The following is a 24,050-nucleotide window of genomic DNA, read 5'->3' as shown; positions in this document are numbered from 1 at the left end:
GGGCAGACTGCGGGCATGGTGACGACGGTGGCGGTCCTGTCCGACGTGCACGGCGTCCTGCCGGTCCTGGACGCGGTCCTCGCCGAGCCGGACGTGCGTGGCGCCGACCTGGTCGTCGTCACGGGCGACCATGCCGCCGGGCCGCAACCGAACGCGGTGCTGGACCGGTTGCTCGAGCTGCAGGACCGCGTGCTGCTCGTGCGTGGGAACGCCGACCGCGAACTCGTCGCCTGCCGCCGCGGCGAGGGGACGGCCATCCCGGACCCGATCGCCCCCTGGGCGGCAGAGCAACTCACCGAGACGCACCTACAGCTGCTCGCCGGGCTGCCCCACCCCGTGACAATCGACATCGACGGTTTCGGGCCGGTCATGTTCTGCCACGGCACCCCGCGCGACGACGAGGAGGTGGTCCTGGTCGACACCCGGCTGCAGCGATGGGCCGAAATCTTCGCCGACGTGGCGCACGACGTCCGGACCGTGGTCTGCGGACACACCCACATGCCGTTCGTCCGGCTCGTCAACCGCCGGCTCGTCCTCAACCCCGGCAGCATCGGCATGCCCTACGGGCGACCCGGCGGCGCCTGGGCGCTGCTGCGCGACGGGCAGGTCAGCCTCCGCCACACCACCATCGACGTCCCCGCGGCCATCGAGGCCGTCGTCGCCGCGTCCACCTACCCCGACGTCCGCGCCTGGGCCCAGGACTACCTGAACGCCACCGCCAGCGACGCCAAAGCACTGAGCGCCTTTGCCCCGCGGGACGGCCGCGACGACCTCTGACCGTCAGCGGACACGTGACCCCACGGCCGGATTGGCACTTGGGACCAAAGGCTCGCCGCCCTAGGCGTCGGCTTCGATAACCCGTCGGAACAGTTGCAATGCGAGAACGGACCTGACGTCTACGGTCGCGGGGTGACGGACGCGCAGACCCTGACGGTGTGGCGCCTCGAGATGCCGCAGGCGCCTCGGTACCGCTTCGACTGGCTCGGTCCCTACACCTCGCACTGGCTCACCACCCGAGCCGAGGAGGTCGTGCGTTACATGGAGGCCGAGCACACGGTCACCCACCCTGAGCCTCGCGACCGCCAGGTCTTCACTCACCATCGCGAGATAGGCGACCCGCTGCTGTGCGGATCCCTGGGAGGGGACGGCCTGCAAGCGTGGTTCGGTGACTACCTGCCGCTCCTGCAGGGCGAGGGTGGCCACTTGGCGCGGTACGAGGTACCGCTGGCCGCTGTCGTCGACCAGGACGACCGCCAGCTCATCTTCGTGCAGAGTCGCGCCCGGCTGATCGGCCGCGAGGGCACACCACCTCCGGCCGAACTGGTCCGCAGCAGCTCCGGCTCTCGCGCGGCCGCCATGCTGGCCAGCAACGGCAAGTACGACTACGACCCTGCAGGTCGCAAGACAGTCTCCGCCGCCGTAGGTAGTGGTCCGTAGTCCAGAACGATGCGTCCGTCCTTCGCCGGGAGACCATCCCCAGCCGGACGGGGCGCCGAGGGCGCTCGACGCTGGCATCTGCTTCGATCGCCCGCCGCGAGGGCCGGCTGCGTCAGTGAGGGGTCCTTAGCTGGGGAGCGTGAGCTTGTAGCCCTCGTGGGTCGCGACGAACCCGAAGCGCGCGTAGAAGCGATGAGCGTCGTCGCGCGACTTGTCGCTGCTCAATTGGACGAGCCTGCAACCCCGGCGTCCCGCCTCGTCGATCGCCCACTGCAGCAGCGCGGCTCCCAACCCGCGGCCCCGGAAGTCACCGCGGACCCGTACCGCCTCGACCTGCGCCCGCAGCGCCGCACGTCGTGCCAGTCCGGGCAGGAAGGTCAGCTGCATCGTGGCCACTACCTGCGGACCTTCGGTCGCGACGAGCAGCAGGTGAGCTGGATCAGCGTCGATCTGCTGGAACGCCGCCACGTAGACGGCTAAGTCTTTGTCGCCGCTGATCCCGTCCCGGTCGGCGCCGAGCTCGTCGTCGGCCAGCAGGCCCACGATCGCAGGGACGTCGTCCGCGACAGCCCGCCGCAGCCCCACGCCCTCCCCGGGCAGCAGGAGCCCGTCCAGGACCGTCACGTCGTCAGGCTGCCCGACGGACAACGGACCACGCCACCCGGTGCTCACTCCTCCCAGACGGGCACCAGCGGCAGTCCCCGCGCTGCTCGCTCGGCGTCGACCGCCTGCTGGATCAGCCCTGTCTTCGCGCGGGTGTAGTCGTCGACGTCAACGGCCTCGCGGGCGAGGCGACACTTGAGTCGACCGTAGGTGGCAGCGACGTCCGGGTGCTGCAGCAGGTGATCACGGAACAGCCGCTCGTTCTTGGTGTCCCAGTCACTCCTGAGGACCAGGTGAAGGTGCACGCTCCGCGCGCTGCTCCCGGGGGGCAAGTGGCGGACGTAGAAGGAGCGATCGGGCATGGCGACCGGGGTCAGCGTGTAGCCCAGGTCCTCCAGCGCCAGCGCTGCCGACGGACCGAACGCCAGGTCGGGCACCGGCGCCATGAGGTCGATGACCGGCTTCGCCGGCAGCCGCGGGACCGCCGTGCTGCCCAGGTGCTCCACCTCCGCGAGAAGCGACCCAACCGCGGTGATCAGCTCCGCCGCCAAGGTCTCGGCCAGCCCTGACCAGCGCTCGTCGTGGTCGACAACGTCCACACCCACCACGTTCCGCAGAGTAGGTGACTCCGACCCTTCGCCAGCGTGCCCAGCAGACGATCCCGTTACGGCACGAAGGGCGTGAGTGGTCTCACGCGAGCCACGGGTACCCGCCGGGCGCCTGGGCCGAACGGGCGGTCACGGTGTCGAAGTCGTGCAGGTGCGGGTCCATCGATAGGTCGTGCGGCTCCACCCGGACCTCCCGGAGAACGGGGATTGCGGTGCGCCTGATCCACTGGCACTCGGTGATGGGTCCGAGGACGGGGTCCGTGTGGCTTGGCATCCGCGCGAAGTGCTCCCGGGGCAGGACGTACAAGACGCCCGGCTGGGTCGGCGGGTGGCCGTCGTCGGTGGCCGAGTAGGACAGGAAGATGCGCCGCTGCGAGGCCGGTCCGGGCTGCAGGCCGGGGTAGAAGCAGGCGCTCAGGAGTCGGCGGCAGGCGGCTGAGCGGATGCCGTAGGCGATGGCCCAGGTGGGGTCTTCGGTGGCGAAGACGGCGGTCTCCTTGGAGAACGCATCTGGGCCGAAGTCGACGGGGGCGCGGGGCTCGAGGTTTACCAGTCCTGTGTGCCGCGATCCGTGGAGCAGGTACCGCCCCGTGGCGGTCAGATCGGCGAGCTGCTGCCAGGTCGACGTCCCCTGGGTCGGCGCCGGCAGGTGCCACGTCGATGGAACCACCCATGCAACATAGAACAGGCATCTGAGCCGTCCCGCCGAGCGATCCTCCAATGGCGACGGGTGGGCGCCCGCACGGCGGTTGCCCCTAATCCTCGGTGGCGCGGACCTCCGCCCAACGGTGCCAATCTCACCGTCGACACAACCGAAGCCGCACCTCCTCGCCTCTTGCAGGCAGAGGGGCGCGAGCGGCGCACCAGCGAGGGGAGTCCCGTGACCGAGAACCGACGACCCGTCGTCGACGACGGCTTCCGTGAACTTGTGCGCGCAGAGCAGCCGCGGTTGCTGCGGCTCGCCTACGGGGTGACCGGACGCTGGGCGTCGGCGGAGGACGCCGTGCAGGCAGGACTGGAGAAAGCGTACTCGGCGTGGCACCTCGTCCGGCGCGCCGAGGACCGGACGGCCTACGTGCGGCGGATCGTCGTGCGCGAGGCGGTACGGGAGGCGAAGCGGCAAGCTCGCTGGGGCACGCTGGAGCCGGCCGCGGCAGACAGCGCAGCCCGTGCCGTTGGCTCGCCCGAGGACCGGTTGGACCTCGCCGCCGCGCTGGCCGGCCTCTCGCCCAAGCAGCGCGCTGTGGTTGTCCTTCGGTACGTCGACGACCTGCCGGTCGCCGAGGTCGCCCGCACCCTCAGCGTCGGCGAGGGCACGGTTAAACGCCAGTGCCACGACGCGCTCCACACCCTTCGGGGGCTGCTCGGCCCCCGCCACGTCGAGGAGGCCTCCGATGCCCGCTGACCGTCACCACGAGGACACCACCGCCTCGATCGGCGCGCCCGAGGAGGCCGCCGTCGTCTCGCTGCTGCACCGTGCCGCTGACCGCACCACCTTGCCGTCGTGGGACCCAGACCTCGATGCCGTCGTCGACGCGGGAATCCGCCGTCGTAGGACGGTGCGTGCCGGCTTGGCTGGTGCGGCGGCTGTGGCCGCGGCGGCGGTCGTAGCGGTGACCGTCCAGCTCGGCGGGACGGGTCTGGACGCTGCACCGTCGCCGCAGGTCGCGAACCCCGGGCCGCTCCTCAAGACCGAGGGATACCGGGGGCCAGCGACCTTCGACGCGTTAGGTGAACGACCCGGCCTGTGCCCCCGTCCCTTCGACGAGGCCGGGGAGGAGCGCGTCGACCTGCCCGACGGTCGTCCCGCGGTGGTGCCGACCGACGTCGTGGCGCCCCTCGTGGGCCGGCTCGGCGCCGCAGTCGCTGACGTCGGCCTGCAGCCCAACGACTGGTCGGTGCAGCGCTCGACGACGTTCCTCACTCAGGCGCCGTGCGGGCCGTTGTACGACGTCGTTCCGGCCGAGGAAGCGGGTAGCGTCTCGCTACGAGTCACCTGGCTGGGGACCAGTCCGGCGCGCGGCATCTGCGACGGCGATCGGAGCGACCTGTGCGCAGCAGGTGTCGTGGACGGCGTCGCACGGTGGCGCTCGGCCCCGGTGGCGACTGAGGTGACGGGCGACGGAGAGATCGTCGACGTTGCCGGCGTCGATCTCGTCGTCGAGCTGGTCGGCGACGACCCCGCCCTGTTGGCCGATCCGACCCGTCCTGGCGCGGCGGACGTGCCCGTCGTGGAGCTAGTTGCCATCGGCGACGTCGAGGTGGCGCAGATGCTGGAGGTCGCCCTCGCAGAGGACTGGCACGCCCTGGCGGCACAGGTGGAGGCAGACCTGATCGCAACCGTTCCCGTCAGCGATGCGGCGTCGTCCAGGCCATAGGCGCCGATGAGCACGCGTCCGTCACCCCTGCTCAGCATCCGTCAAGCAAAGCTGAACATCGCAGCAACCGACAGCCACAGGGCGGGCTCGCGACCGTCCCAGCAGCCGACCGACTGCCGGCGACGGATGGCGGCTGAGGAGCAGGTCGCGCGGGACCGGCCTCGACCCACAGGGGATCCTCAGCCGGACAGAGCGACCAGGAGCCCTCGGCGCCCATTTCCGCGTCGGAAGCCCGCGCTGCAGGTCAGCTGTGTCAGTGAGGGGCCCCTAGTCGGACGGCCAGGTCGAGGACCGGGCAGCGTGAAGCTGGCGTCACCGTTGGGTTAGGGCCCGCTGCACACCTCACCGCTCGTTTCCTCGAGTAGGAACGGCTGCGTGGAGACTGCGGCAGTGTCCAGCGGCAGCACGAGGTACGCGGTGTAGGTGTAGACCCCCGTGACGCTCAGTGGTTCGGTGCTCCCCGGCTGGGGACCGCCACCTCGCCCGAACTCCTGCCGGGACCGGTAGACCAAGGTCCCGGCCTCGGGCGCCCAGATCGCCGGCCCAGTCGGCCACACGTCGCGGGATGCGGAGTAGCGCTGGGCCACGACTACCCCGTCCTGCAGGAACAGCTCTGTTGTCCCGGTCGGTGTTGTGTTCTCCAACCGTTCGCAGCCCGTCGAGGACAGCGCTGCCGCGGCCGGGGCCCAGGGCGACGCCGGCGCCTGCAGCACGTCGCTCTCAGTTCCCACTAGCTGCAGGGATGGTCCTACCTGATCCCGCTCCAGTCCGCCCACGAAGTCAAAGGAGACCGCCTGAGCCGTTGGCGTTTCGGCCTGCCCGAGCGCGGCCGCGTCCGCCTCGCAGTCGGGGGCGTCGGACCGTCGGACCTCGGCGAAGCGGACGCCGTACGTCCCCAGGTCCGAGATGACAATGTCGGCGCCGTCCTCGACTCGCGTGCCGATGCCGACGTTCAGCGCCTCAGCACCCGCACCGACGTCGGCGGGTGCGCCGACCGACAATGTCTCGCGAGCGAAGCCCTCGGCCTCCTCGATCGGCCGACCGAAGGTAAAGCCCGTCGCGGTCGGTGATGTCCGCCCCAGCAGGGTCGTCATCTCCACCTGCGCCGACACCAGCCGACCATCGACGACCCACCCGCTAAGCGCGACCTCGCCCACGGTCGCCGGCGCCACGCGCAGACAAGCGCCGGAGCCGTATCGGAAAGACCACCCGGCCGCGGCTAGATCGTTCTGTTGCTGGCCCAGGACCAAGGGACCAACACCGAGCGGGCTCATGGCCACGTCAGAAATGGTCAGCTGCGAGTCGAGGTCGCCCGGACCGCGCACGTTATCGGGCGTGGCCGTTGTCTCATCCGTCGCAGGCGAAGGGACGGGACGGAAGGCCTCCTCAGACGCCTGGGTCCCAGGCCGCACGATCACGACGGCGAGCAACATCATCCCAAGGGCTATCAGCCCCCACCACCACCGACTCACGGACCAACCCCCTCACGCCGTCGGCGCACGCTACGTCACGCGAACGAACAGAGCCGGTAAGGGAGCCACAGCGTCGCAGATGCGTGGCTGGGCGGACCAGCTGCCGATCGTCAGCCGGGGCCGGGGCGCTCGATGGCCCTGGGCGCCCGGATGTGGCCTCGATCGACCGCCGCGAGGCCCGGCTGTATCGATGAGGGGTCGGCTGCTGGGACGCCAAGCGCCCCTGGCCGGAGAGTGAGGACATCGCTCAGTCGTCGCGTCGTCTCTGCCGGCTCGGGTGCTGCTCACGTAGGGTCTTGCTGTGACAGTTAAGCCCTTTGCAACGGGCCAATTCGCGTTCTGGCTCGGACTCGGCTTGGTAGCGATTGCGCTAGGAGCAGCAATGCTCCTCACCGCTGAGCCGGGAGATGTATCCCGACGGGGTATCCCCATCGACATCCTGGGTCCGATCAGCATCGTGGTGGGGCTGGCGTCAGCGGTCACGGCGATCGTGCGCAGGCCCCGCTGATGGGGTAGACGACTACCTGTGGTCGGTAGCGGATCGACAACCGGACAAGGCGCCGAGCGGCCCTCGGCGCCGGATTTGGCCTCGATCACCGTCCGCGAAGGCCGGCTGCGTCGGTGAGGGGTCGGCTACTGGGACGATCGCGGGCCTCAGAGGCAGGTTGAGCTGACTCGTCAGGAAATCAGCGGCATGAAGCAGGTGGGCGAAGGTGCCCGCCGTGCGCCACGGCTGGCTCTCCAGGGGCGGAGCCATTGGGTGACGAGGTCGTCCGCACGTAGCCTGGCGCTCGACCGATGCGCGACGGTGCAGCAACAGTCAGATCACCCATCCGACCTCAGAGCTACAGCGGCTTCTTGCGGAACAGCGGCAAACTCCAGAAGAACAGTCCCATAGCAATACTGAACGGTGCGGCGATTCTAAATGGTATACCCCGCCAACCCGACTCGTCTAAATCGCGGAATATCAGAGTCCAGACCCCCATTGCTACGAGAACGGCACCGAACCCGATACAACCCAGTACTTGTCGACGAGGCATTCAATCTCCGATGCTGTTGAGGTGGAGCACGGCAGTTAACCGGCTCCACCGTAGTAACTCAGCCGTGAGACCGACGGTCCACAGCAGGTTCGCCCAGCCGCCACCCCGGTGACGTGCTGGCTGAGGAAGGCCCTCGGCAAGCCGAACCTCCTCGATTGGCACGCTGTCCCGGCTGGCCATCAGTCGTCGAGTTCCCGGTCCGGCCGCCCGTAGTCACCCGCGCTAGGGATGGTTCAGTCCCTCGTGTAGGGATCCTCCGCATCACTCCAAGTGGGCGTCCGAGAACTCCTCCCGGACGGCTTCGTCGCGTGCCGCAGAACGGCGCCAGCCGCCACGACGCCAGCAAGCCACACCCAGTCGGTGATGGGCGACAACGGCGTCCGGGAGAACGCGACCGCCATCGCCACACCGAGCACGAAGAGGATCAGCGCGCTGCGGTAAGGATGAGCGAGCACGATCGCAACCTACGGAATCCTGACCGAGGCCACCAGCACTGGCGACGCCCGGGCCCGTCTCGCATGGCGATCCCCAGCCGGAGCAACGCTCCAGAGGCCCCCAACGCCCCGTTCCGACGTCGGCGACCCGCCCCGAGGGCCAGCTGTGTCGGTGGGGGTCCGTTGAACGGGACTCGCCGACAGGTCGTGGCGCTGACGATGACCACGGTGGCCCCGTAGCGTCGGCCGCATGCGGAAGTGGTGGGGTGTTCTGCTCGTGTTCGTGGTGGCTGTCGTCGTGGCTTACGTCTGGCAGCGGACGGGGTGGCAGCGGGGTACCGACGCGGCTCCGCGGTCTCACGACGAGGTTTCGTGGCTCTTGGTTGTCGGTGTGGGCGTGGGGACCGTGGTCTTGTCGCAGCTGCGGAGCTGGGGGCGCCGCGGCGCCGAACGGCTGGGTCGCCGCGCCCGAGCTGGCCGCGCCCTCGACTAGGACGACAGACCCCAGTTCGACTGGCGGGGGCTTGTTCCGGCGGTCTGTCTGGACCGGGCCGTTTCCTCGCCTTGCGGGCGTATCGCCTGATAGACATCGCTCTGTGGCCCGCCTTCGGTGGGCTCGGGGGGCACCGGGGATCGGTTCCTTCGTGGTGTCTCAACCCAAGGACGGATCATGGCTTCTCGCCGCTCGCTCACCCCTTTCGTCGCCGCCGTCGCGGCCACGACTCTCAGCGTGACCGGGGTGTTCCTGCTCGGCGCCGCGCCGGTCAGCGCCGCCCCGGCCCTGTCCGCGGAGTGCGTGTCGCTGGTCGACACCCTGGAGGAGGAGTTCGGGGACGTCGACATCGACCCGGACTTCGACGAGGACGCCCTCGACGCGCTGTTCGCGGCCTACGAGGAAGCGTCGGAGGCCCTGCTGGATGAGCTCGACACCCTGGACGCGCAGGAGCAGGACGCCGTCAGCGACGCCGAGGACGCCGCCGAGGCCCTGCTCCTGATCCAGGGCGTCCGTGACCTGGCCGAGGTCGCCGTCGAGGAGGCCACGACGGCCGTCACCGACGCCGAGGCCGCGCTGGCCGCCGCGGAGGACGGCGGCGATTCTGACGAGATCGCCGCGGCGCAGGCCGCGCTGGAGGAGGCCGAGACGGCCCTGGCCGACGTGGAGGCCGCCCTGGTCATCGCCGAGGACGCCATCCCCGTGGCGGAGGCCGCGGTCGAGGAGGCCGACGCCGCCGTCGTGGCCGTGCAGGAGCAGATCGCTGCGGTGGAGGCCGAGCTCGAGGCCCTCGACGTGGCGTTCGAGGCCGACGTCGACGCGATCATCGGTGACCTCGAGGAGATCGACATCAACCGTCTGCTCGACCTGTTGGCCCAGATCGCCCTGGAGTGCAACGACGACGACAGCAGCACCGGCGGCGGGACCGGCAACGGCGGCACCGGTTCGGGTTCGGGTTTCTGGGTCGGGCAGCGGGGCTGGTAGCGCGCCGGTCGCCACGCCGGTCTCGGGCCGCGCGTCCTTCACAGGCTGAGCACCATCCACCACCCCCGCACGAGCACTGACACCCGCGCCTTGAGCAGCAACGGTGGATCGACAACTCGAGGGCGGGGCAGTCACAGGCTGCCCCGCCCTCGGGTGTGGTTGCGGGTCGCTGGAGTGGCGATGGCAGCTGTCATCGGGCTGGCCGTGGCGGGTTGCGGCTCCGACGCAGCCACCAGCGCCGGCCCAGCCACCTCGACCGACTCGGCACCCGCGGTGAGCAGCAACGCAGCGGGCGAGTCCACGGTCGTGCCTGAGCCTGCCGGGCGAGAGGTGCTTGATCCCGACGACGGGTATGTCCTCACCGCGACCACCGACACCGTCCAGGTCCACGACGCCCCCGGCGGGGACGTGGCGCATGAGCTCGACAATCCCCGCGACACCGGGGCGCCGCTGACGTTCCTCCTCGCTGACGATCCCGGCCGGGGTTGGTACGAGGTCATGGTGCCGGTGCGACCCAACGGCAGCACCGGCTTCGTCCGCGCCCAGGACGTCAGCATCGCCCGCGTGCCCTACCGGCTGCCGATGTCCGTCGCCGACAACGAGCTCACCCTCTACCAGGACGACGAGGTCCTCCGGACGATGCCCGCCGCCAGCGGGACTGGGGACACCCCCACCCCGCTCGGGCTGTTCTACCTGACCGAGCTCCTCGAACCCACCAACGCCGGGTACGGCCCCTACGCCTACGGGCTGTCGGGGTTCTCCGAGGTCCTCGACAGCTTCGGCGGTGGGCCCGGCCAGATCGGCCTGCACGGCACCGACGACGCCACCAGCGTCGGCCGCGCCGTCAGCGCCGGCTGCATCCGACTCTCCGACGACGACATCACCTACCTCGCCGAGCTCCTCCCGCTCGGCACCCCCATCACCATCAGCTGACGGCCACAACTCAAGGGGTGAGCGTGCTCTCTACGCACCGCTTCGTCACGGGGCTGTTTCTCGGCGCCGCCGCCCTGTGCATCGGCACGTACCTACTGCTGACCGGCGACCCGGCCGGGTGGTCGCTGACCGGCGTCGGCGCTCTCTGCCTGGTCGTGGTGCTGGCCATCCGACACCTCGGCCAGCGCGTCGAGCGCGGCGGCGTCCTCGACCGACCGCCGCCTAAGGTCCAGCGCACCGCCCGCGTTCTCCTGGGGCTGCTCGTGATCGGCGTCGGGGTGGCCGTGCAGATCACCGGCGACGCGTCCGAGGGCGCCGTCCTCGGGCTGCCTCGGTGGCTGTTCAGCGGAGCCTGCCTGCTCGCCGGCGTCACCCTGCTGGGCTGGGCCGCCCTCGGTCGGACGACACGCACGCCCTGACACGCGCGCGGCCTAAGAACCCGGCAATCACCTTCCCCGGGCGAGCCGTTGCGGACCCGGCCTATAGGTGCGGCGGGTCAGCCCCACACCAGGACTGCGTGCACCACGAGCACCACGAAGCCCAGGCCGACCAGTGTCGCCGCGATCCGCCGGGTGCGCTTGATGAGGTCTGGGTCACGCTCGGCCCGCAGCCACCCGAACCACTGCAGCAGCCCGTTGACAACCAGGACGAGGCCGGCGATCCAGAGGACGTTCTCGTACCAGCGCATCGACGTCCTCCTTCGTGTTGGGTCTCAGCAGCACCGGAAGGCATCGCGCCACTGACCCCGCCGGCCGGGGTCTTCGAACCTATCGGTGGCGGCGGAGATGACGCTCACCACCTTGGTGACGCCCTCGGTCGACGATCGTCACGCGGTGATGCGCCGCGGGACGGAGGACGCCGAGGTCGGTGACGTGGTCCCGTCTCACGCGGTGGGAGACGATCAGCGGCATGGGTGACGTCGAACCTCGACCGCTGGTGCTCCACAAGCGATGGCAGCTGCGTCCCGGCGTGCACCCTGAGGACGTCGTGGCGCTGGTGCAGCAGACGGTCGTACCCGCGTACCAGCGTTTGTCGGACGACGTCACGCTCGGTCTGGAGCTGAGCCTCGACGGCACCTCAGTCGTCGCGATCCAGCGCTGGGCGAGCCGCGAGTCCCAGGAAGCAGTCATGTCGTCCGACGGCTTCGCCAGCTGGTGGGCCGACTACCAGCCGGCTCTAGCCGAGTGGGACCGGTTGCTCGAGTTCGTCGGCGAGTGGAGCACCGTCGACGTCGACCTCCGCGGCCGAGACCTCGTCTGACCATTCCCGTTGGTCGATCCCCTGCGGGACGGGGTAGCCATGCGCTACCGCAGTGGTCTCGCGGCCCGGCCCCGTCACCGGCAGCCGTGTCGTCCCGTTGGACTCCCAACTGCAAGAGACGGGTCGTCTGGCCTGTTCGCGGGGCAGACTGTTCGGACGCCTGCACACCGGTGCCGGCTCGATCCTCACCGGCGGAGTTGTACCCGGGTCGGTTTGAGGCCGGATACCCCTCTCAAGGTCTCCCAACGTCACAGCGTCTACTGTCGCAGCGTCAGTCTTCGCCTCCGTTGGACCCCCTGAAGACGGACCAAGGTTGGGGTCTACCGCGCGGAGCCGCGGCATGTAACCAGGGAGCACAGCGTGTTCGAGTTTCACGACGACACCTCCGCCGAAGCGGTATCCGCACTGTTCGGCGAGGACATCTATCTGATCGAGGGCCTACGTCGAGAACACCGAAACGGGTGACCTCCTGGCGTCCGCGGGCGGGCTCGGGCGAGGCGGAGATGGGCGGAAATACTTGTTGAGGTGGGACGGAAGAACACTGCCGCTTCACGCCCGTCGCGTGCGCCGAGAGACCGACCTGCTGGACGGCTTCGAATGGTGGCCTGCGAAGAAGCCGGCCCACATCGGCAACCCGGCGGCCGACCGGTGGAACGTCCCCCGTCTCAAGGGCGACGGCCTTGTGGTCTTCACGCTCGAGCAGCTGGGCACCAGCTTGGAAGCGCGGATGAGGACCAAGGCGCCGGAGGTGCGCCTGGAACCAGACGAAGCCACCGCCGCCCTGCAGGTTGCGGCCGAGGCGTGCCTCGTTCTCGAAGCCACCCTGGAGTGGCCCCATCGGCTCGTTCGGGTCAGTGATCCGGGCGGTAGCGGTCGCGAGCTCTCCCCAGCCGACTACGGCTATCCCGACGTCATGTCCCGCAACGCCGCGATGTGGACCAGGTCCGTGCCTCGAGGCGAAGCGAGCGGCAGTTCCTGAGCCACTTGGCAGCAGACGCTGGGACACTGCTCCGTTGAGATTCGCTCGCGGGTGAAACCGGATGACGATCGGCAGCCGGGACAGGGGCTTGCTGCGTCCCGCGGGTGCTTTCGGGGCTCTCGGCACGGCCTTAGGCGAGGTCGCGCCGATGGAGGATCCCTACCTGGTGATCGTCTGCCGGCTGGACACCGCGGCAGAAGGGGGCCGTAGAGCGCGGGACGGGTCCCCTGGGCTGCCGTTGCGGAGCAACCATGTGGGCACGGTCAGCGCTCAGTCTGGGAGCAATCCGCCCGTCCCTTGGCCAGTTGGGCGGCACCTGCCAGCAACGTGTCGATCGACAGGCTCAGGACCTCGTCATCGTCTGCGTCGGGGGCAGGGTGGAGCAGGGCGGTGGTGACCAGGCCGCTCAGCAGCGAGGTGACCAGCGCACGGGAGGCCCTGGTGGAGGCTGTCGCACCGGGGCTCCGGTCGAGCATCCCGGCGAGGATATCTGTCTCGGATCGCAGGGTCGTGGCCAGCTGGTCCCGGTGACGGACGTCGACAAGAGCCGCCTGAACGACCACGGACAGCAGGTCCCGTCGCGTCCGGAGCGTGGCGAGGAACTCCGTCGCAGCGCTCAGGAGCCGGTCACGCACGGGACGGTCCTCCTGCCCGACGATCCTGCGTAGGTCAGCGGCGACGGAGGCCCGTGCGATCACCGCCTCGAGCAGGTCCTCCTTGGTCTCGAAGTGGTAGAAGACTGCCCCCACGGAGACGCTCGCCGCCTCCGCGATCTGCCGGGTGCTGGTTGCGGCGATGCCGTGCTGCGCGAAGGACTGCAGAGCCACGTCGAGGATCCGCTCGCGCCTGGCTTGTCGCTCCACGACGTCTCCCTCTGAGTGGACGCTCACTCAAACGAGTGACCTAGAACATTGGCACATGCTGGATCTGCGTGCCTAAACTGAGCGAGCGCTCAGATTGCCTGGGCTCGATCGGACGAAGGGCATCCCGTGACCACGAGCCTGCGAGCAGCGGCGTACGGGCGGGCCCTCGCCCGTCGCGTCGGACGCACCGTCACGTCCTACGCCACCAGCGCGGCCATTCTTGCGGTGGTCTTCGGCCCCCGTCGGCTGCTCGTCGCCCGGTACACGTGGGTCCGGAGTCGGGGCGGCTCGATCGCGGTGGACCGACTCCCTGGGGCACGTCGGCTGGACCGGGCAGAGATGCGCCGCCATGGCCGGCCCGTCCCACCGCCACCTCGACCGCCTCGGCACCCCTTCAAGCTGCGCACGATGCGCGCGGCCCGGTACCCGGCACCCGACATCCACCTGCAATACGACGAGGCGCCGCTGTCCGGTCTGACGCTGGCGGGGGTCGGAGAGACCGAGCCGCGACGGGTAGCGAAGTTCTTCCACGCCGGGCACGGCCACATCTACGGTGCGCTCAATCGGGCCTTCCACCTGATCGCCGACGAACAGGCGATCAAGGTCGTGGAGCGGGTGAGGCGGGACAACCGGCGCGCGGTGGGCCCCGTCGCCATCCATCAGCGCCCAGTACCCGACCCCGGGGCGTTGGCCGGGCAACTGAAGTCACTGGCCCGGGAGCACGGTGCCACCGCCGTCGGGTGCACGGCCGTCACGGCTGAATCGGTCTACGCGGGGATCGAGGACTACCTCCCGCACGCGGTCGTGGTGGCGGCGCCCATGGCCCGCGAGCCCATGCTGTCAACCCCCTCGCAGGCCAGCGGGGTCGCGATCGTCGAGGGCTACTTCGACGTGGGGCGCGCCGCCATCGAGGTCGCTGAGTACATCCGCTCGCTGGGCTGGCGAGCCGAGGCGGACACCAACCTCGTCGGGGCGCCGTCGAAGGTGATGCACGTGCCCCTAGCGGTGGCCGCCGGACTGGGGCAGATGGGTAAGCACACCTCGCTCATCACCCCGGAGCACGGCGCAAACGTCCGCCTCGCCGTGGTCCTGACCGACGTCCCGGTCGCCTTCGACGACCCGGTCGACATCGGCATCGACGACTTCTGCGCAACGTGCCAGGTGTGCACCTCCAACTGCCCACCCAACGCCATCTTCGACACCAAACTGATGGTGCGGGGCGTGGAGAAGTGGCACCTCGACTTCGACCGCTGCACCCCCTACTTCGCCGAGAACGACACCTGCGGAATCTGCATCAGCGTCTGCCCGTGGAGCGAGTCCGACAAGGCGCCACTGCTCACCCAACTGCAGCAGCAGCGCAGGACCGTCGCCTCGCGCTACCCGAACCTCCTCGCACCCCAGGAGCACCAGCTCCCGCTCACCCCGCCCCAATCGCTGGAGCATCTGGAACCGCTCGGCCAGGTCGAACCGCTTGGTCAGGTCGAACCGCTCGACCGCACAGGCCAGTCGGTGTCGCTGCTGGATGCGCCGCTGCCGGACGTGGAGAACCGGTGGCTTCAACTGGGGATGACCCGGCGGACGCTGCACCCGGGCGGCGTCTTGGAGATCGAGCTGCGGACCGGGACCGGAGGCGCCCTGCCCGCGTGGGCGCCGGGCGCGCACGTGGAAGTGCAGCTGCCCTCTGGGCGGGTGCGCGCCTACTCCTTGGCCGGGGTACCGGACGAGCCGGACAAGTGGCTGCTGGGGGTGAAGATCGACCCGTCCGGGACCGGCGGGTCGCTCGAGGTCGCCACGCTTCGGGTCGGTGATGAGGTGGCGGTGTCTCGCCCCGGTAACAACTATCTCCTGCGAGAGGACCACGACCGGTACATCCTGTGCGCCGGAGGCATCGGGGTGACGCCGATGGTCGCCATCGCGCAGCGGCTGCACCAGCTCGGTGCGCCCTTCGAGGTGCACTACAGCGTCAAGGCCGGCAACCACCCGGTCTTCGCCGACAAGCTCCACAAGTTCGCCGGCGCCAACCTCTTCATCCACTCCGACCGGGACTGGCTCGCAGGAGTTTTCGACACCGTGAGCGAGCGGTCCGCGGTCTACACCTGCGGCCCGCTCGGCTACATGACCGCGGTGCGCAGCGCCGCCGAAGCACGTGGACTACCCGAGGCGAACGTCTACACCGAGGACTTCGGCTCCGACCGGCAGGACAGCGCGTTCGACGTGGTGCTCGGCTCCTCCGGTGAGCGGTTGCGGGTCGACCCCGGACAGACCATCGCCGGCGTCCTGGCCGAGCGAGGCGTGTACATCCCGGTGTCCTGCGGGTACGGCATCTGTGGGACGTGCACCCTCGGGGTGCTGGATGGTGACGTCGATCACCGTGACGACGTGCTGACCGACGAGCAGCGGACGACGGGTCTGACGGCGTGCTGCTCACGCGCGGCCGCCTCCGAGGTGGTCATCGACCTCTGACATCGGGCGGCACCTGGGGCCGCTCTGGGCGTCGCCGACAGCAGCCTCGTGCCGCGCTACGTTGCCGGACGTGGATGCGGCCGCCAGCCAGGACGACGCCGAGGTCGACCTCGAGGTCGATGTGCGCGTTCGCAGGACGGTGCGCCGGGTGATGGGTGCGGCGGTGACGGTGCTGCTGGACGAGGGCTGGGACAAGCTGACCCACGCCCGTGTCGCCGAGGTCGCCGGGTGCTCGAAGGTGACCGTCTACGCCCACTGGCCCACCAAGGTGGACCTGCTCGGCGGGGTCTTCGCCAACCTGGACGACGCGACGCACCACGTCCCGACCGGTGACCTGCGCGCCGACCTGATCGCGGAGCTGACGGCGTTCAGGACGGAGCTCGTCGAGCATCGCCTGGACCGTGTCCTGGCGGTGCTGGCCGAGCGGAGCCAGCCACTGGCGGAGTTCCGCGCCGTCAGGGAGAGGTTCGTGGCCGAGGGTGAGCGGACCTTGCGCGAGATCCTTTCCTCGCGGGTCAGCGGTCTGCGGCTCGAGGCCGCTGTGCTGCTGTTGTTCGGGGGGATGCTTCACGCCGTCCTGCTGCACGGACGGGCGCCCGACGACGAGACGATCGACGTGCTGGTCGACCTCGTCGTGCCCAACCTGACTCCCGAGACGACGACGACCGGCGAGGGCGGGTCGGACAAGAGCGCGACGGCCGGCTCACCCTTTCATCCGGGGAGGGGCTGAGGATCCGCCTGGACGTCGGGGGTGTCGGCCCGCTCCGGCTTCAGGATCAAGGGCAGCACGGCTCCGACCGCCAGGACTCCGGCCGCGACGTACAGAGCCGCGCTGTAGCCGGCGCTGAACGACGCTTGCGCCGCGAGGACCGCCTGCGCCCCTTCGGAGCCGAGCCGATCGGCGGCAGCCAGGGCGCCCGCGACGCCCTCGCCCGCCGCAGCGGCCGCGTCATCGCCCAGCTCGCGCGCCGAGAGCGACAGTCCGTAGACGGCGAGCAGAACGCTGGCTGCCAACGCACCACCGAGTGCGCCGCCCACCTCGCGGGTCACGTCGTTGACCGCCGCGGACAGGGTCCGGCGGTCCTCAGGCAGGCCGTCGATGATGAGCTGGGTGCCCGGGGTGACGGCAGTGCCGAACCCGGCACCGAAGAGCAGCAGCAGCAGGAGCAACCAGTACAGCGCACCGTCACCCACGGCACCGAGGCCCAGCAGGGACACCGCCATCATCGCCATCCCGGCGGACGCGATTCGCGCGGCACCGAAGCGCGCCATCACCGCCGGGGACCGTCCGCTCGCCACGACGATCCCCACCGCCAGCGGCAGCAGGCTCAGGGCCGCCCCGAGCGCCGACAGCGCGGTGACGAACTGCAGGAACTGCGGGACGAGGAAGAACACCGCCATCGCCGCGACGAACTGCAGCAGCACCAGCGACGACCCCAGCGCGAGCCCAGGTCGACGGAACAGCCTCACATCCAGCAGCGGGTGCGCCGAGCGGGCCTCGACCACGACGAAGGCCACCAGGCCCAGCAGGCCCACCCCGAGCGCGAACAGGGTCGTCGGTGTCGTCCACCCGCGCTCCGGTCCCTCGATGACCCCGAGGACCACACCGGACAGCCCCAGAAACGCCAGGACGCCACCGGACGGGTCCAAGGGCAGGTCGGGGTTGCGGCTGGAAGGCGTGAGGACCAGTGCCGGGACGGCCACGACGAGCGCGGCGCCGCCGAGGACCACCTGGATGCTGCCCCACCAGAACAGCTCCAACAGCACCCCGCACAGCACGATGCCGAGGATCGACGCGGCCCCGGACACCCCCGCCCAGACCGACACCGCGAACGTGCGGCGCTCGGGCGGGTAGGCGTCGACCAGCACCGACAGGGTCGCGGGCATCACCGCAGCCGCCCCGAGCCCGGCCAGCCCCCGCAGCCCGATCAGCACGGCCACGTCGTTCGCGAACCCGCTCGCCAGGGTGGCCGTCCCGAACACGATCAGACCTGCGACGAGGAAGCCCCGTCGGCTGTAGCGGTCCGCGGCCAGCCCGATCGGCAGCAGCAGGCCCGCGAAGACCAGGGCGTAGCCGTTGACGACGTAGGACAGCTCCAGCTGGCTGGCGCCCAGGGCCGCAGCGATGCTCGGCAGGGCCACCGACAGGGAGGCCCCGGACCCGATGATCAGCCCAAGTGCGGTGCACATGACCACCAGCAGCGCCCGGAGCCGGGCATCAGACGCCAAGGGCTGTCGCGTCCCTGGCCTCACGCGTCCCCGCGTCCTGCGACGAACATCAGGAGCGGGGCGGCATCGCGCGCGAACTCTTCGACCCGCTCGGCCAGGTCGTCCGAGAGGAGCAGCTCCGCCGTGATCGGGCGCTGCACGATGAACGTCTTCAGGCGCAGCGCCCACGCCTGCGGGTGCTCGGCGTGCTCGGCGTACCCCCGCGGCATCGTCTTGAGTTGGGCGTCGGTGCCCAAGGCAAGGTCGGCGGCGCCCAGGTCCTCCACCACCTGCTCGAAGTCCTCGGGCGCCTCGACGATCCGGTCGCGCAGCGGCGCGAGCCGGGCCGGGGCGGGCGAGTGCAGACCCGCCGCCATGAACCCGCCCTCGGAACCGATCTGCAGGTAGAGCAGTCCAGCGTCCTCGGCCTTGGTGCCCGAGGGAGTCAGCAAGGCCGACGCCGTCGTGTTGTACGGCCGCTTGTCCTTGCTGAAGCGGACGTCGCGGTTGATGCGGAACATCGTCGCCCGGGACCCGCGCAACGGAACCGGCGCATCGGACAGCCGTGCGGTGAGCTCCTCCAGCAACGCGGCCAGCGGCGCCTGCACACACGACTTGTAGGTGCCGCGGTGCGCGTCGAACCACGCCGCATCGTTGTGCTGCTCCAGCTCCGTGAAGAACGCCACGGTGTCCGAGGTGAAGCCTTGCGTGCCGTCGACGTCCGCCATATCCCTACCCTAATGAACGATTCGTACAACAGCCACAGAACTGCCGACTCGCCCTCAGCCCCACGCTTCCCACGTCAGTGCCGACCCTTACCAGTAGCCCCGCCATGGCGTTCTGCCCCGATAGACAGTCGACCCCTCAGCGACGCAGCTGGCCCTGGCGACAGCCGATCGAGGCGATATTCGGCTCCGAGGGCCATCGGGCACCCCGTCCGGCTGAGGATCCCCCACCGGGCGGCGCGCTCGGGGCTTCTATAGCCGGGTGTTTGCGTCGGCGGACCGCCGGGAGGGCAGCGGTGTCAGTGAGGGGTCGACTGCATAGACCCGTGGTTGGTAGGGGCTGCTCAGTTGCTGATGGGGTCGCCCAGGGCACCGAGCACGCAGGCGACGAGCAGGCGTTGGCCGTCGGCATCGATGGTGTCAACGGGTGCGTGGGCCACTACCCAGGTCCGCATTCCCGTGGGCAGGCACCCAACGGCGCAGGCGGCCCGGACCAGGGCATGGGAAGGATCGCTGTACTGTCCACCGGCGATCAGGCCCTCGGCGAAACGGTGAGCCAGGGTGGCGGGTAGTCCGGATCCTTGAACGTGCTCGGACAGATGCTCCAGCACGCTGGGATCGTTGATCACTCCCACTCGAGGAGCGACCGTCGACAGGAGTGCGACCAGCTGGGTCACGAAGTCGCGCCGGCCCGCGGGGGTGCTCAGCTCCGGTTCAGCGGAAAGCAGGCTGTCGGCCCCGCTGAGCACCGGTTGGACGAGGCTCTCGAGGATTTCCCCCTTCTCCTTGAAGTGGTAGTACACGGCCGCCTTGCTCACGCCGAGCTCCACCGCGATGTCCCGGATCGAGGTGGCCGAGTAGCCATGGTCGGTGAACCTGCGCAGAGCGATCTCGAGGATCCGACCGCGGGTCCCGCCCTGATCGTGGTCCTGGGACGGACTGGCCATCATCTACCTCCTTGACGACCGACAAGTAAGTGAGTCATGGTGACTCTACCGCTGGTTCTCTCCTTGGGATGGTCTCGCATGTCCGTACTGGCTCGCTTCGCCGTCGCTCGACCATGGTTCGTGATCGTCGTGTGGGTGCTGGGCATCTTGGGGGCACAGGTTGCGGCGCTGCAGGTCGGCAGCGACTACCGCAACGAGTTCACCCTGGAGGGCACGGACTCCCAGGCGGCGCTGGACGTACTGGAGTCGCAGTTCCCCGACGCCGCGGGAGACAGCGACCGCATCGTGTGGCAGGTCCCGGACGGTGCCCTCGCTGACGACGCTACTGCGGCGCAGATCCGGACCCTGCTGTCGGCGGTCAGCGAGGTCGAGACAGTCGGCGGCGTGAGGGGCCCGCTGGCCCCCGGCAGCGACCAGCTGCCGCCGGCTCAGCTTCAGACGCAGATCAGCGAGGACGGCACCATCGCCTACGCGACCGTTCAGTACGACGGGATCGCCGCCGAGCTGCCGCGCGAAGACCTCCAAGAGGTCGCCGACCTCGTCGCCGAGGCCGACGAGGCGGTCGGTGAGGACGTCAGCGTGGCCATAGGCGGCCAAGGCGTGGCACGCCTGAGCGCCCCGGAGATCGGCGCCACGGAGATCGTGGGGATCGCCTTCGCCGCGGTCGTCCTGTTCGTCGCGTTCGGGTCCCTCGTGGCGGTGTCGCTGCCCATCGCGTCCGCGATCGCCGCCCTGGGCCTCGCGCTCGGCGTCATCGCGCTGGTGAGCAACGTGTGGACCGTGTCGGATGTCGCGCCCGTGCTGGGGGTCCTGCTCGGGCTCGGGGTCGGGATCGACTACGCACTTTTCATCGTCAACCGGTTCCGTGGACAGCTGCTGAGCGGCAGCACGGTCCAGGATGCGGTGATGCGCGCCATGACGACCTCGGGACGGGCGGTCGTCTTCGCGGGCGTGACCGTGGTCATCGCCCTGGCCGGCGTGCTCGTGCCGGGTATCACCTTCCTCAACGGACTGGCGATCGGCGCAGGTATCGCGGTCCTGGCGACCATGCTCGCCGCGGTGACCCTCCTGCCTGCGCTGCTTGGTCTGCTGGGGGCGAGGACGCTGTCTCGCGGGGCGCGTCGGAAGCTCGCCGAGGGACATCGCATCGACCAGCACGCATCTGCGGGGTTCGCGGCTTGGGCCAGAGGGGTCGCCCGGCGGCCGGTCCTGGCCGCCGCGGCGGGCGTGCTGTTCCTCGGAGTCCTCGCCGTCCCGGTCGCGGACCTTCGTCTGGGTGTGGCCGACCAGGGCAACGATCCCGACGGGACGACGACGAAGGTTGCTTACGACCTGCTCGCCGATGGCTTCGGACCCGGTTTCAACGGCCCCCTCATCGTCACCGCCGACTACTCCGGGGCCACCACGACGGCCGACGGAGACGGTGACGCCTCGACCCAGCCTCCAGAAGGCGGTCCTGGCAGCGCGCCGATGCCGCCTTCGGTGGCCGGGCTGATCAGCGACCTCCAGGCCGACGAGTCCGTGCAGCAGGTCATCGGGCCCTTGCCCGCCCCAGACTCCCCCGTGGTCCTGCTGCAGGTCGTGCCCGAGTCCAGCCCCCAGGACGAGGCGACGTCCGAGCTCATCGACCGGATCCGGGGCCCCTACGCGGAGGAGGCGTCGACGCAAGGCGTCGAGGTCCACGTCGGCGGCGCCACCGCGACCTTCGACGACTTCGCCCAGGAGATCACCGACGACCTGCCGCTCTTCTTCGGCCTCGTCATCGGAGCCTCCGTCCTGCTGCTCGTCATCGCCTTCCGAAGCCTCATGATCCCGCTCCTGGGCGCGGTGATGAACCTGGTCTCGGCCGCAGCAGCGTTCGGGGTGATCGTCGCGGTCTTCCAGTGGGGCTACCTCGCCGACATCGTCGGCGTCGGAGAAGGCGGACCGATCGAGCCGTTCATCCCCATCGTGCTGTTCGCGCTGCTGTTCGGGCTGTCCATGGACTACCAGGTCTTCCTCGTCAGCCGGATCGTCGAGGAGTGGCAAGCCCGGAGAGACAACCGACAGGCAGTCCGCATCGGCCACGGCGAGGTGAGCAAGGTCATCCTCGCCGCCGCCTCGATCATGGTGTTCGTCTTCGGCGCATTCATCTTCGGTGACTCACGGACCATCAAGCTCATCGGACTCGGGCTCGCCGCCGCGGTCCTGCTTGACGCGCTCGTCATCCGCCTCACGGTCGTCCCGGCCCTCATGCACCTGCTCGGACGCAGCAACTGGTGGCTGCCCCGCTGGCTCGACCGGATCCTGCCCCAACTGTCCATCGAAGGCACTCACCAACCTGAGGCCGAGGCCGACGCCACCGCGCCCGCACCAACAGCAGAGATCGAGGCCCCCGGCAAACACGTCGCCGGCGCCACCCCCGACAACGGCGTCAACGCGCCGCGCGGGCGCAGTCGATGGGACGACGGCTACACGGAGGGCTACGCCGATGCGATGCAGCAGCGTCACGACGACGGATACAAGACCGGCTACGAGACCGCGGCCAGGCTGGACGGTGACCAACGACACCGCGCCGGCTACGAGAAGGGCTACCAGCAGGCCCTCAGTGACGACGCCACCCCACCCCACTCCTCGCCAGCTGCTACCCGGGCCCAGGACGCCACGATCGGCAAGACTGGCACGACCTGATCCCCGAGCACGTGAGAGGCACGGGTCGCGCAGGAAACCCCTGCTGAGGCCGTGAGCGGCCCGTAGCCTCAAGGCCCGCCACGGCGCCGACCGTCCCACAGACGATCCTTACCTGGGGATGACGCCGCCGGTGGCGAACCTCAACGGCAGAGTTGCCCCCATCTGTCTGCCCGGAGCGGCTCAGTCGCCCCCCGTTGCGTTGCCTTGACGCAACGATGTCGTGACCGGGCGCTGCCGCCACGACAAGTCACGTTGTCGGCCGCGTGAGCATGATTGCGTCGAGATCGGTGGGGCAGCGCGGTGCTCGGACGGTCGGCGGTCGGGGAGGCGGTGGGGTCGGCATACCCTCGGGGACCAGGTCGGGCAGGGTGTGCGCCACCCACCGCTGCTCGTTGTCGAAGAGCGTTGTCCAGCGCCGGCTGACGTAGGCAAGCGCCTTGCCGGCGGCTGGCTGCTCGCGGTACCGGGCGAGGAACGGCAGCAGGTGGGTGAGCTCGCTCGGGATCGTCTCGACGGCGCGAGCACGACCGAGCAGGCGCTTGACACGCTCGGCGACCAGCGCGACGTCCTGCTCGTCGCCGTGTTCGGTGAGCAGCCACGTGGCGGAGTAGCGGGCGACCGACGGCCAGCTGGCCGCGGCCTCACGGACGTGCGGCATGGCCCGTCCCGGGTCGTGGTCCACCAGGCTGGCCAGGGCCGTGCCACGCACCTCGGTGTCGGAGTCGAGAAGCAGAGCGACCAGCGCGTCGTCCACCTGCGGTGAGACGCAGCGCCGCAGCTGCCTGACGGCGACCGCCCGTGTGTGCGGCCCCGGGTGCGTCGCCGACTCGAGCAGGACGTGCTCGACCTCCTCGACCGGGCAGAGGTGGGCGGCTCGCAACGCCGGGTGCCGAACCAGCCCATGCTTGCTCCGCATCAGTCCGGGCAACGGCGACCCGACCAGTCGCACGACCTCGGGTAGGTACGGCAACGCGTCGAGAGCGGTCATGCCCAAGATGGGGTCGCGCTCGGCGACGGCGAGCTCGACGAGGGACCGGGCAGCGCCCTGCGCCACGCGCACGGAGGTCGCGACGTCCGGGCGACCCTCCGGCCAGCCGTTCTCGGCGCCCGAGGGCGTGGGGGCGCCGGAGCAGACGTGCCCGAAGTGGCGTGCGGTCCAGCCGATCGTGAACAGGGCCAGGCGTCGCACCTCATGCTCGTCGCTGCGGGCCCGGTCCACCAGGTGCGGCACCAGGGCGGGGTCGGCGATCGTCTCGGCGACGCGCAGCGGGACCTGCGTCAGGAGCCCGCGCTCCAGCCAGTACTGCGTCGGCTGCTCGAGGGCGGCGTACTGCAGCGGCGTGACGTTCACCAGCAGCGGTGTCGGCGGGCTGTACGGGTAGGGCTCGCCGTCCGCCGAGCGCCCGGCGGCGTAGCCCCACGGCGGCGACCCCAGCAGTTCGTCGTTCTTCACGTGGCGAGTCTCGCGGACGAGCCGGAAGCACACTGGGCGATCTGCCAGGTGGCCATGGCAGTTATCGTGCCGGAACAGCGGCTTCACCCACCGAGTGGGC

General features: G+C 70.0%; 22 protein-coding genes. 12 read left to right on the top strand and 10 right to left on the bottom strand.

All coding sequences use genetic code 11. The features are described 5' to 3' along the window. Window positions 1-15 precede the first annotated feature (15 nt). Both SJY06_RS03775 and SJY06_RS03770 read left to right on the top strand, forming a co-directional pair. The gene (locus tag SJY06_RS03775) at window positions 16-777 is read left to right on the top strand and encodes a metallophosphoesterase family protein (RefSeq protein WP_380164780.1); all 762 of its coding nucleotides are present in this window, start codon (window positions 16-18) and stop codon (window positions 775-777) included. A gap of 132 nt (window positions 778-909) precedes the next feature. After that, window positions 910-1,437, top strand: a complete 528-nt coding sequence (locus SJY06_RS03770; RefSeq protein ID WP_380164778.1) for a hypothetical protein — start codon at window positions 910-912, stop codon at window positions 1,435-1,437. Between the two features lie 126 nt (window positions 1,438-1,563). Here the strand turns inward: SJY06_RS03770 and SJY06_RS03765 are convergent, their stop codons facing one another. The 3 genes from SJY06_RS03765 to SJY06_RS03755 form a co-directional block, all read right to left on the bottom strand. Next, window positions 1,564-2,061, bottom strand: coding sequence for a GNAT family N-acetyltransferase (locus tag SJY06_RS03765; RefSeq protein WP_380164776.1), 498 nt, complete (start codon window positions 2,059-2,061; stop codon window positions 1,564-1,566). Between the two features lie 44 nt (window positions 2,062-2,105). Then, on the bottom strand, window positions 2,106-2,648 hold the full coding sequence (locus SJY06_RS03760; protein ID WP_380164774.1) for a GrpB family protein: 543 nt from the start codon (window positions 2,646-2,648) through the stop codon (window positions 2,106-2,108). A gap of 82 nt (window positions 2,649-2,730) precedes the next feature. Further along, a complete protein-coding gene (locus tag SJY06_RS03755; RefSeq protein WP_380164772.1) occupies window positions 2,731-3,318 on the bottom strand; it encodes a hypothetical protein in 588 nt (195 codons plus the stop codon). 210 nt (window positions 3,319-3,528) lie between these two features. Between SJY06_RS03755 and SJY06_RS03750 the strand changes: the two genes are divergently transcribed. Continuing rightward, window positions 3,529-4,053, top strand: coding sequence for an RNA polymerase sigma factor (locus tag SJY06_RS03750; protein ID WP_380164770.1), 525 nt, complete (start codon window positions 3,529-3,531; stop codon window positions 4,051-4,053). Further along, window positions 4,043-5,026, top strand: coding sequence for a hypothetical protein (locus SJY06_RS03745; RefSeq protein ID WP_380164768.1), 984 nt, complete (start codon window positions 4,043-4,045; stop codon window positions 5,024-5,026). The genes SJY06_RS03750 and SJY06_RS03745 overlap by 11 nt, the downstream gene beginning before the upstream one ends. A gap of 323 nt (window positions 5,027-5,349) precedes the next feature. Here SJY06_RS03745 and SJY06_RS03740 read toward each other — a convergent pair whose 3' ends face one another. Further along, the gene (locus tag SJY06_RS03740) at window positions 5,350-6,462 is read right to left on the bottom strand and encodes a hypothetical protein (protein ID WP_380164766.1); all 1,113 of its coding nucleotides are present in this window, start codon (window positions 6,460-6,462) and stop codon (window positions 5,350-5,352) included. A gap of 2,180 nt (window positions 6,463-8,642) precedes the next feature. On the opposite strand from SJY06_RS03740, the gene SJY06_RS03735 reads away from it, so the two are divergent. From SJY06_RS03735 to SJY06_RS03725, 3 genes are all read left to right on the top strand, one after another. Then, the gene (locus SJY06_RS03735) at window positions 8,643-9,449 is read left to right on the top strand and encodes a hypothetical protein (protein WP_380164764.1); all 807 of its coding nucleotides are present in this window, start codon (window positions 8,643-8,645) and stop codon (window positions 9,447-9,449) included. Window positions 9,450-9,629: 180 nt separating this feature from the next. Continuing rightward, entirely contained in the window at window positions 9,630-10,382 is a 753-nt protein-coding gene (locus SJY06_RS03730; protein ID WP_380164762.1) for a L,D-transpeptidase, read from the top strand. 17 nt (window positions 10,383-10,399) lie between these two features. Further along, on the top strand, window positions 10,400-10,801 hold the full coding sequence (locus tag SJY06_RS03725) for a hypothetical protein (protein ID WP_380164760.1): 402 nt from the start codon (window positions 10,400-10,402) through the stop codon (window positions 10,799-10,801). Window positions 10,802-10,878: 77 nt separating this feature from the next. Here the strand turns inward: SJY06_RS03725 and SJY06_RS03720 are convergent, their stop codons facing one another. Continuing rightward, entirely contained in the window at window positions 10,879-11,070 is a 192-nt protein-coding gene (locus SJY06_RS03720; protein WP_380164758.1) for a hypothetical protein, read from the bottom strand. Between the two features lie 221 nt (window positions 11,071-11,291). Between SJY06_RS03720 and SJY06_RS03715 the strand changes: the two genes are divergently transcribed. Further along, a complete protein-coding gene (locus tag SJY06_RS03715; RefSeq protein WP_380164756.1) occupies window positions 11,292-11,642 on the top strand; it encodes a hypothetical protein in 351 nt (116 codons plus the stop codon). Between the two features lie 562 nt (window positions 11,643-12,204). Beyond that, the gene (locus SJY06_RS03710; RefSeq protein ID WP_380164754.1) at window positions 12,205-12,621 is read left to right on the top strand and encodes a hypothetical protein; all 417 of its coding nucleotides are present in this window, start codon (window positions 12,205-12,207) and stop codon (window positions 12,619-12,621) included. A gap of 263 nt (window positions 12,622-12,884) precedes the next feature. Here the strand turns inward: SJY06_RS03710 and SJY06_RS03705 are convergent, their stop codons facing one another. Beyond that, entirely contained in the window at window positions 12,885-13,511 is a 627-nt protein-coding gene (locus tag SJY06_RS03705; RefSeq protein ID WP_380164752.1) for a TetR/AcrR family transcriptional regulator, read from the bottom strand. A gap of 381 nt (window positions 13,512-13,892) precedes the next feature. Here SJY06_RS03705 and SJY06_RS03700 point away from each other — a divergent pair, with 381 nt between their 5' ends. Both SJY06_RS03700 and SJY06_RS03695 read left to right on the top strand, forming a co-directional pair. Beyond that, a complete protein-coding gene (locus SJY06_RS03700; protein ID WP_380164750.1) occupies window positions 13,893-15,947 on the top strand; it encodes a 2Fe-2S iron-sulfur cluster-binding protein in 2,055 nt (684 codons plus the stop codon). Between the two features lie 70 nt (window positions 15,948-16,017). Further along, window positions 16,018-16,677 carry a TetR/AcrR family transcriptional regulator C-terminal ligand-binding domain-containing protein gene (locus tag SJY06_RS03695; RefSeq protein ID WP_380164748.1) on the top strand — a complete coding sequence of 220 codons (660 nt, stop codon included), beginning with the start codon at window positions 16,018-16,020 and terminating at the stop codon, window positions 16,675-16,677. Here the strand turns inward: SJY06_RS03695 and SJY06_RS03690 are convergent. From SJY06_RS03690 to SJY06_RS03680, 3 genes are all read right to left on the bottom strand, one after another. Further along, window positions 16,659-18,176, bottom strand: a complete 1,518-nt coding sequence (locus SJY06_RS03690) for an MFS transporter (RefSeq protein ID WP_380164746.1) — start codon at window positions 18,174-18,176, stop codon at window positions 16,659-16,661. The two genes, SJY06_RS03695 and SJY06_RS03690, sit on opposite strands and share 19 nt — an antisense overlap. A gap of 20 nt (window positions 18,177-18,196) precedes the next feature. Continuing rightward, window positions 18,197-18,883 (bottom strand): DUF2461 domain-containing protein, encoded by a 687-nt coding sequence (locus tag SJY06_RS03685; RefSeq protein WP_380164744.1) that lies wholly within the window; start codon window positions 18,881-18,883, stop codon window positions 18,197-18,199. A gap of 341 nt (window positions 18,884-19,224) precedes the next feature. Beyond that, window positions 19,225-19,830: a TetR/AcrR family transcriptional regulator gene (locus SJY06_RS03680; RefSeq protein ID WP_380163349.1), complete on the bottom strand. Its 606-nt coding sequence runs from the start codon at window positions 19,828-19,830 to the stop codon at window positions 19,225-19,227. A 75-nt stretch (window positions 19,831-19,905) separates the two neighbouring features. Between SJY06_RS03680 and SJY06_RS03675 the strand changes: the two genes are divergently transcribed. Beyond that, window positions 19,906-22,497: an MMPL family transporter gene (locus SJY06_RS03675; RefSeq protein ID WP_380164742.1), complete on the top strand. Its 2,592-nt coding sequence runs from the start codon at window positions 19,906-19,908 to the stop codon at window positions 22,495-22,497. A gap of 247 nt (window positions 22,498-22,744) precedes the next feature. Here the strand turns inward: SJY06_RS03675 and SJY06_RS03670 are convergent, their stop codons facing one another. Next, complete coding sequence (locus tag SJY06_RS03670) at window positions 22,745-23,950, bottom strand: HEAT repeat domain-containing protein (protein ID WP_380164740.1); 1,206 nt, start codon at window positions 23,948-23,950, stop codon at window positions 22,745-22,747. Between the last annotated feature and the right edge of the window lie 100 nt (window positions 23,951-24,050).

It is taken from the genome of Jannaschia sp. R86511, assembly GCF_042466345.1.
Taxonomy (GTDB): domain Bacteria; phylum Actinomycetota; class Actinomycetes; order Actinomycetales; family JBBAYJ01; genus Aquipuribacter.
The sequence above is the reverse complement of the archived record's forward strand: the minus strand, read 5'-3'. Positions and strand labels throughout refer to the sequence as shown.

Bases quoted from the DNA above. Each gene is read 5' to 3' on its own strand.
- SJY06_RS03745 (WP_380164768.1), top strand. From the start codon at position 4,043: ATGCCCGCTGACCGTCACCACGAGGACACCACCGCCTCGATCGGCGCG.
- SJY06_RS03685 (WP_380164744.1), bottom strand. From the start codon at position 18,883: ATGGCGGACGTCGACGGCACGCAAGGCTTCACCTCGGACACCGTGGCG.
- SJY06_RS03715 (WP_380164756.1), top strand. From the start codon at position 11,292: ATGGGTGACGTCGAACCTCGACCGCTGGTGCTCCACAAGCGATGGCAG.
- SJY06_RS03775 (WP_380164780.1), top strand. From the start codon at position 16: ATGGTGACGACGGTGGCGGTCCTGTCCGACGTGCACGGCGTCCTGCCG.
- SJY06_RS03735 (WP_380164764.1), top strand. From the start codon at position 8,643: ATGGCTTCTCGCCGCTCGCTCACCCCTTTCGTCGCCGCCGTCGCGGCC.
- SJY06_RS03700 (WP_380164750.1), top strand. From the start codon at position 13,893: ATGCGCGCGGCCCGGTACCCGGCACCCGACATCCACCTGCAATACGAC.
- SJY06_RS03740 (WP_380164766.1), bottom strand. From the start codon at position 6,462: ATGATGTTGCTCGCCGTCGTGATCGTGCGGCCTGGGACCCAGGCGTCT.
- SJY06_RS03730 (WP_380164762.1), top strand. From the start codon at position 9,630: ATGGCAGCTGTCATCGGGCTGGCCGTGGCGGGTTGCGGCTCCGACGCA.
- SJY06_RS03720 (WP_380164758.1), bottom strand. From the start codon at position 11,070: ATGCGCTGGTACGAGAACGTCCTCTGGATCGCCGGCCTCGTCCTGGTT.
- SJY06_RS03680 (WP_380163349.1), bottom strand. From the start codon at position 19,830: ATGATGGCCAGTCCGTCCCAGGACCACGATCAGGGCGGGACCCGCGGT.
- SJY06_RS03675 (WP_380164742.1), top strand. From the start codon at position 19,906: ATGTCCGTACTGGCTCGCTTCGCCGTCGCTCGACCATGGTTCGTGATC.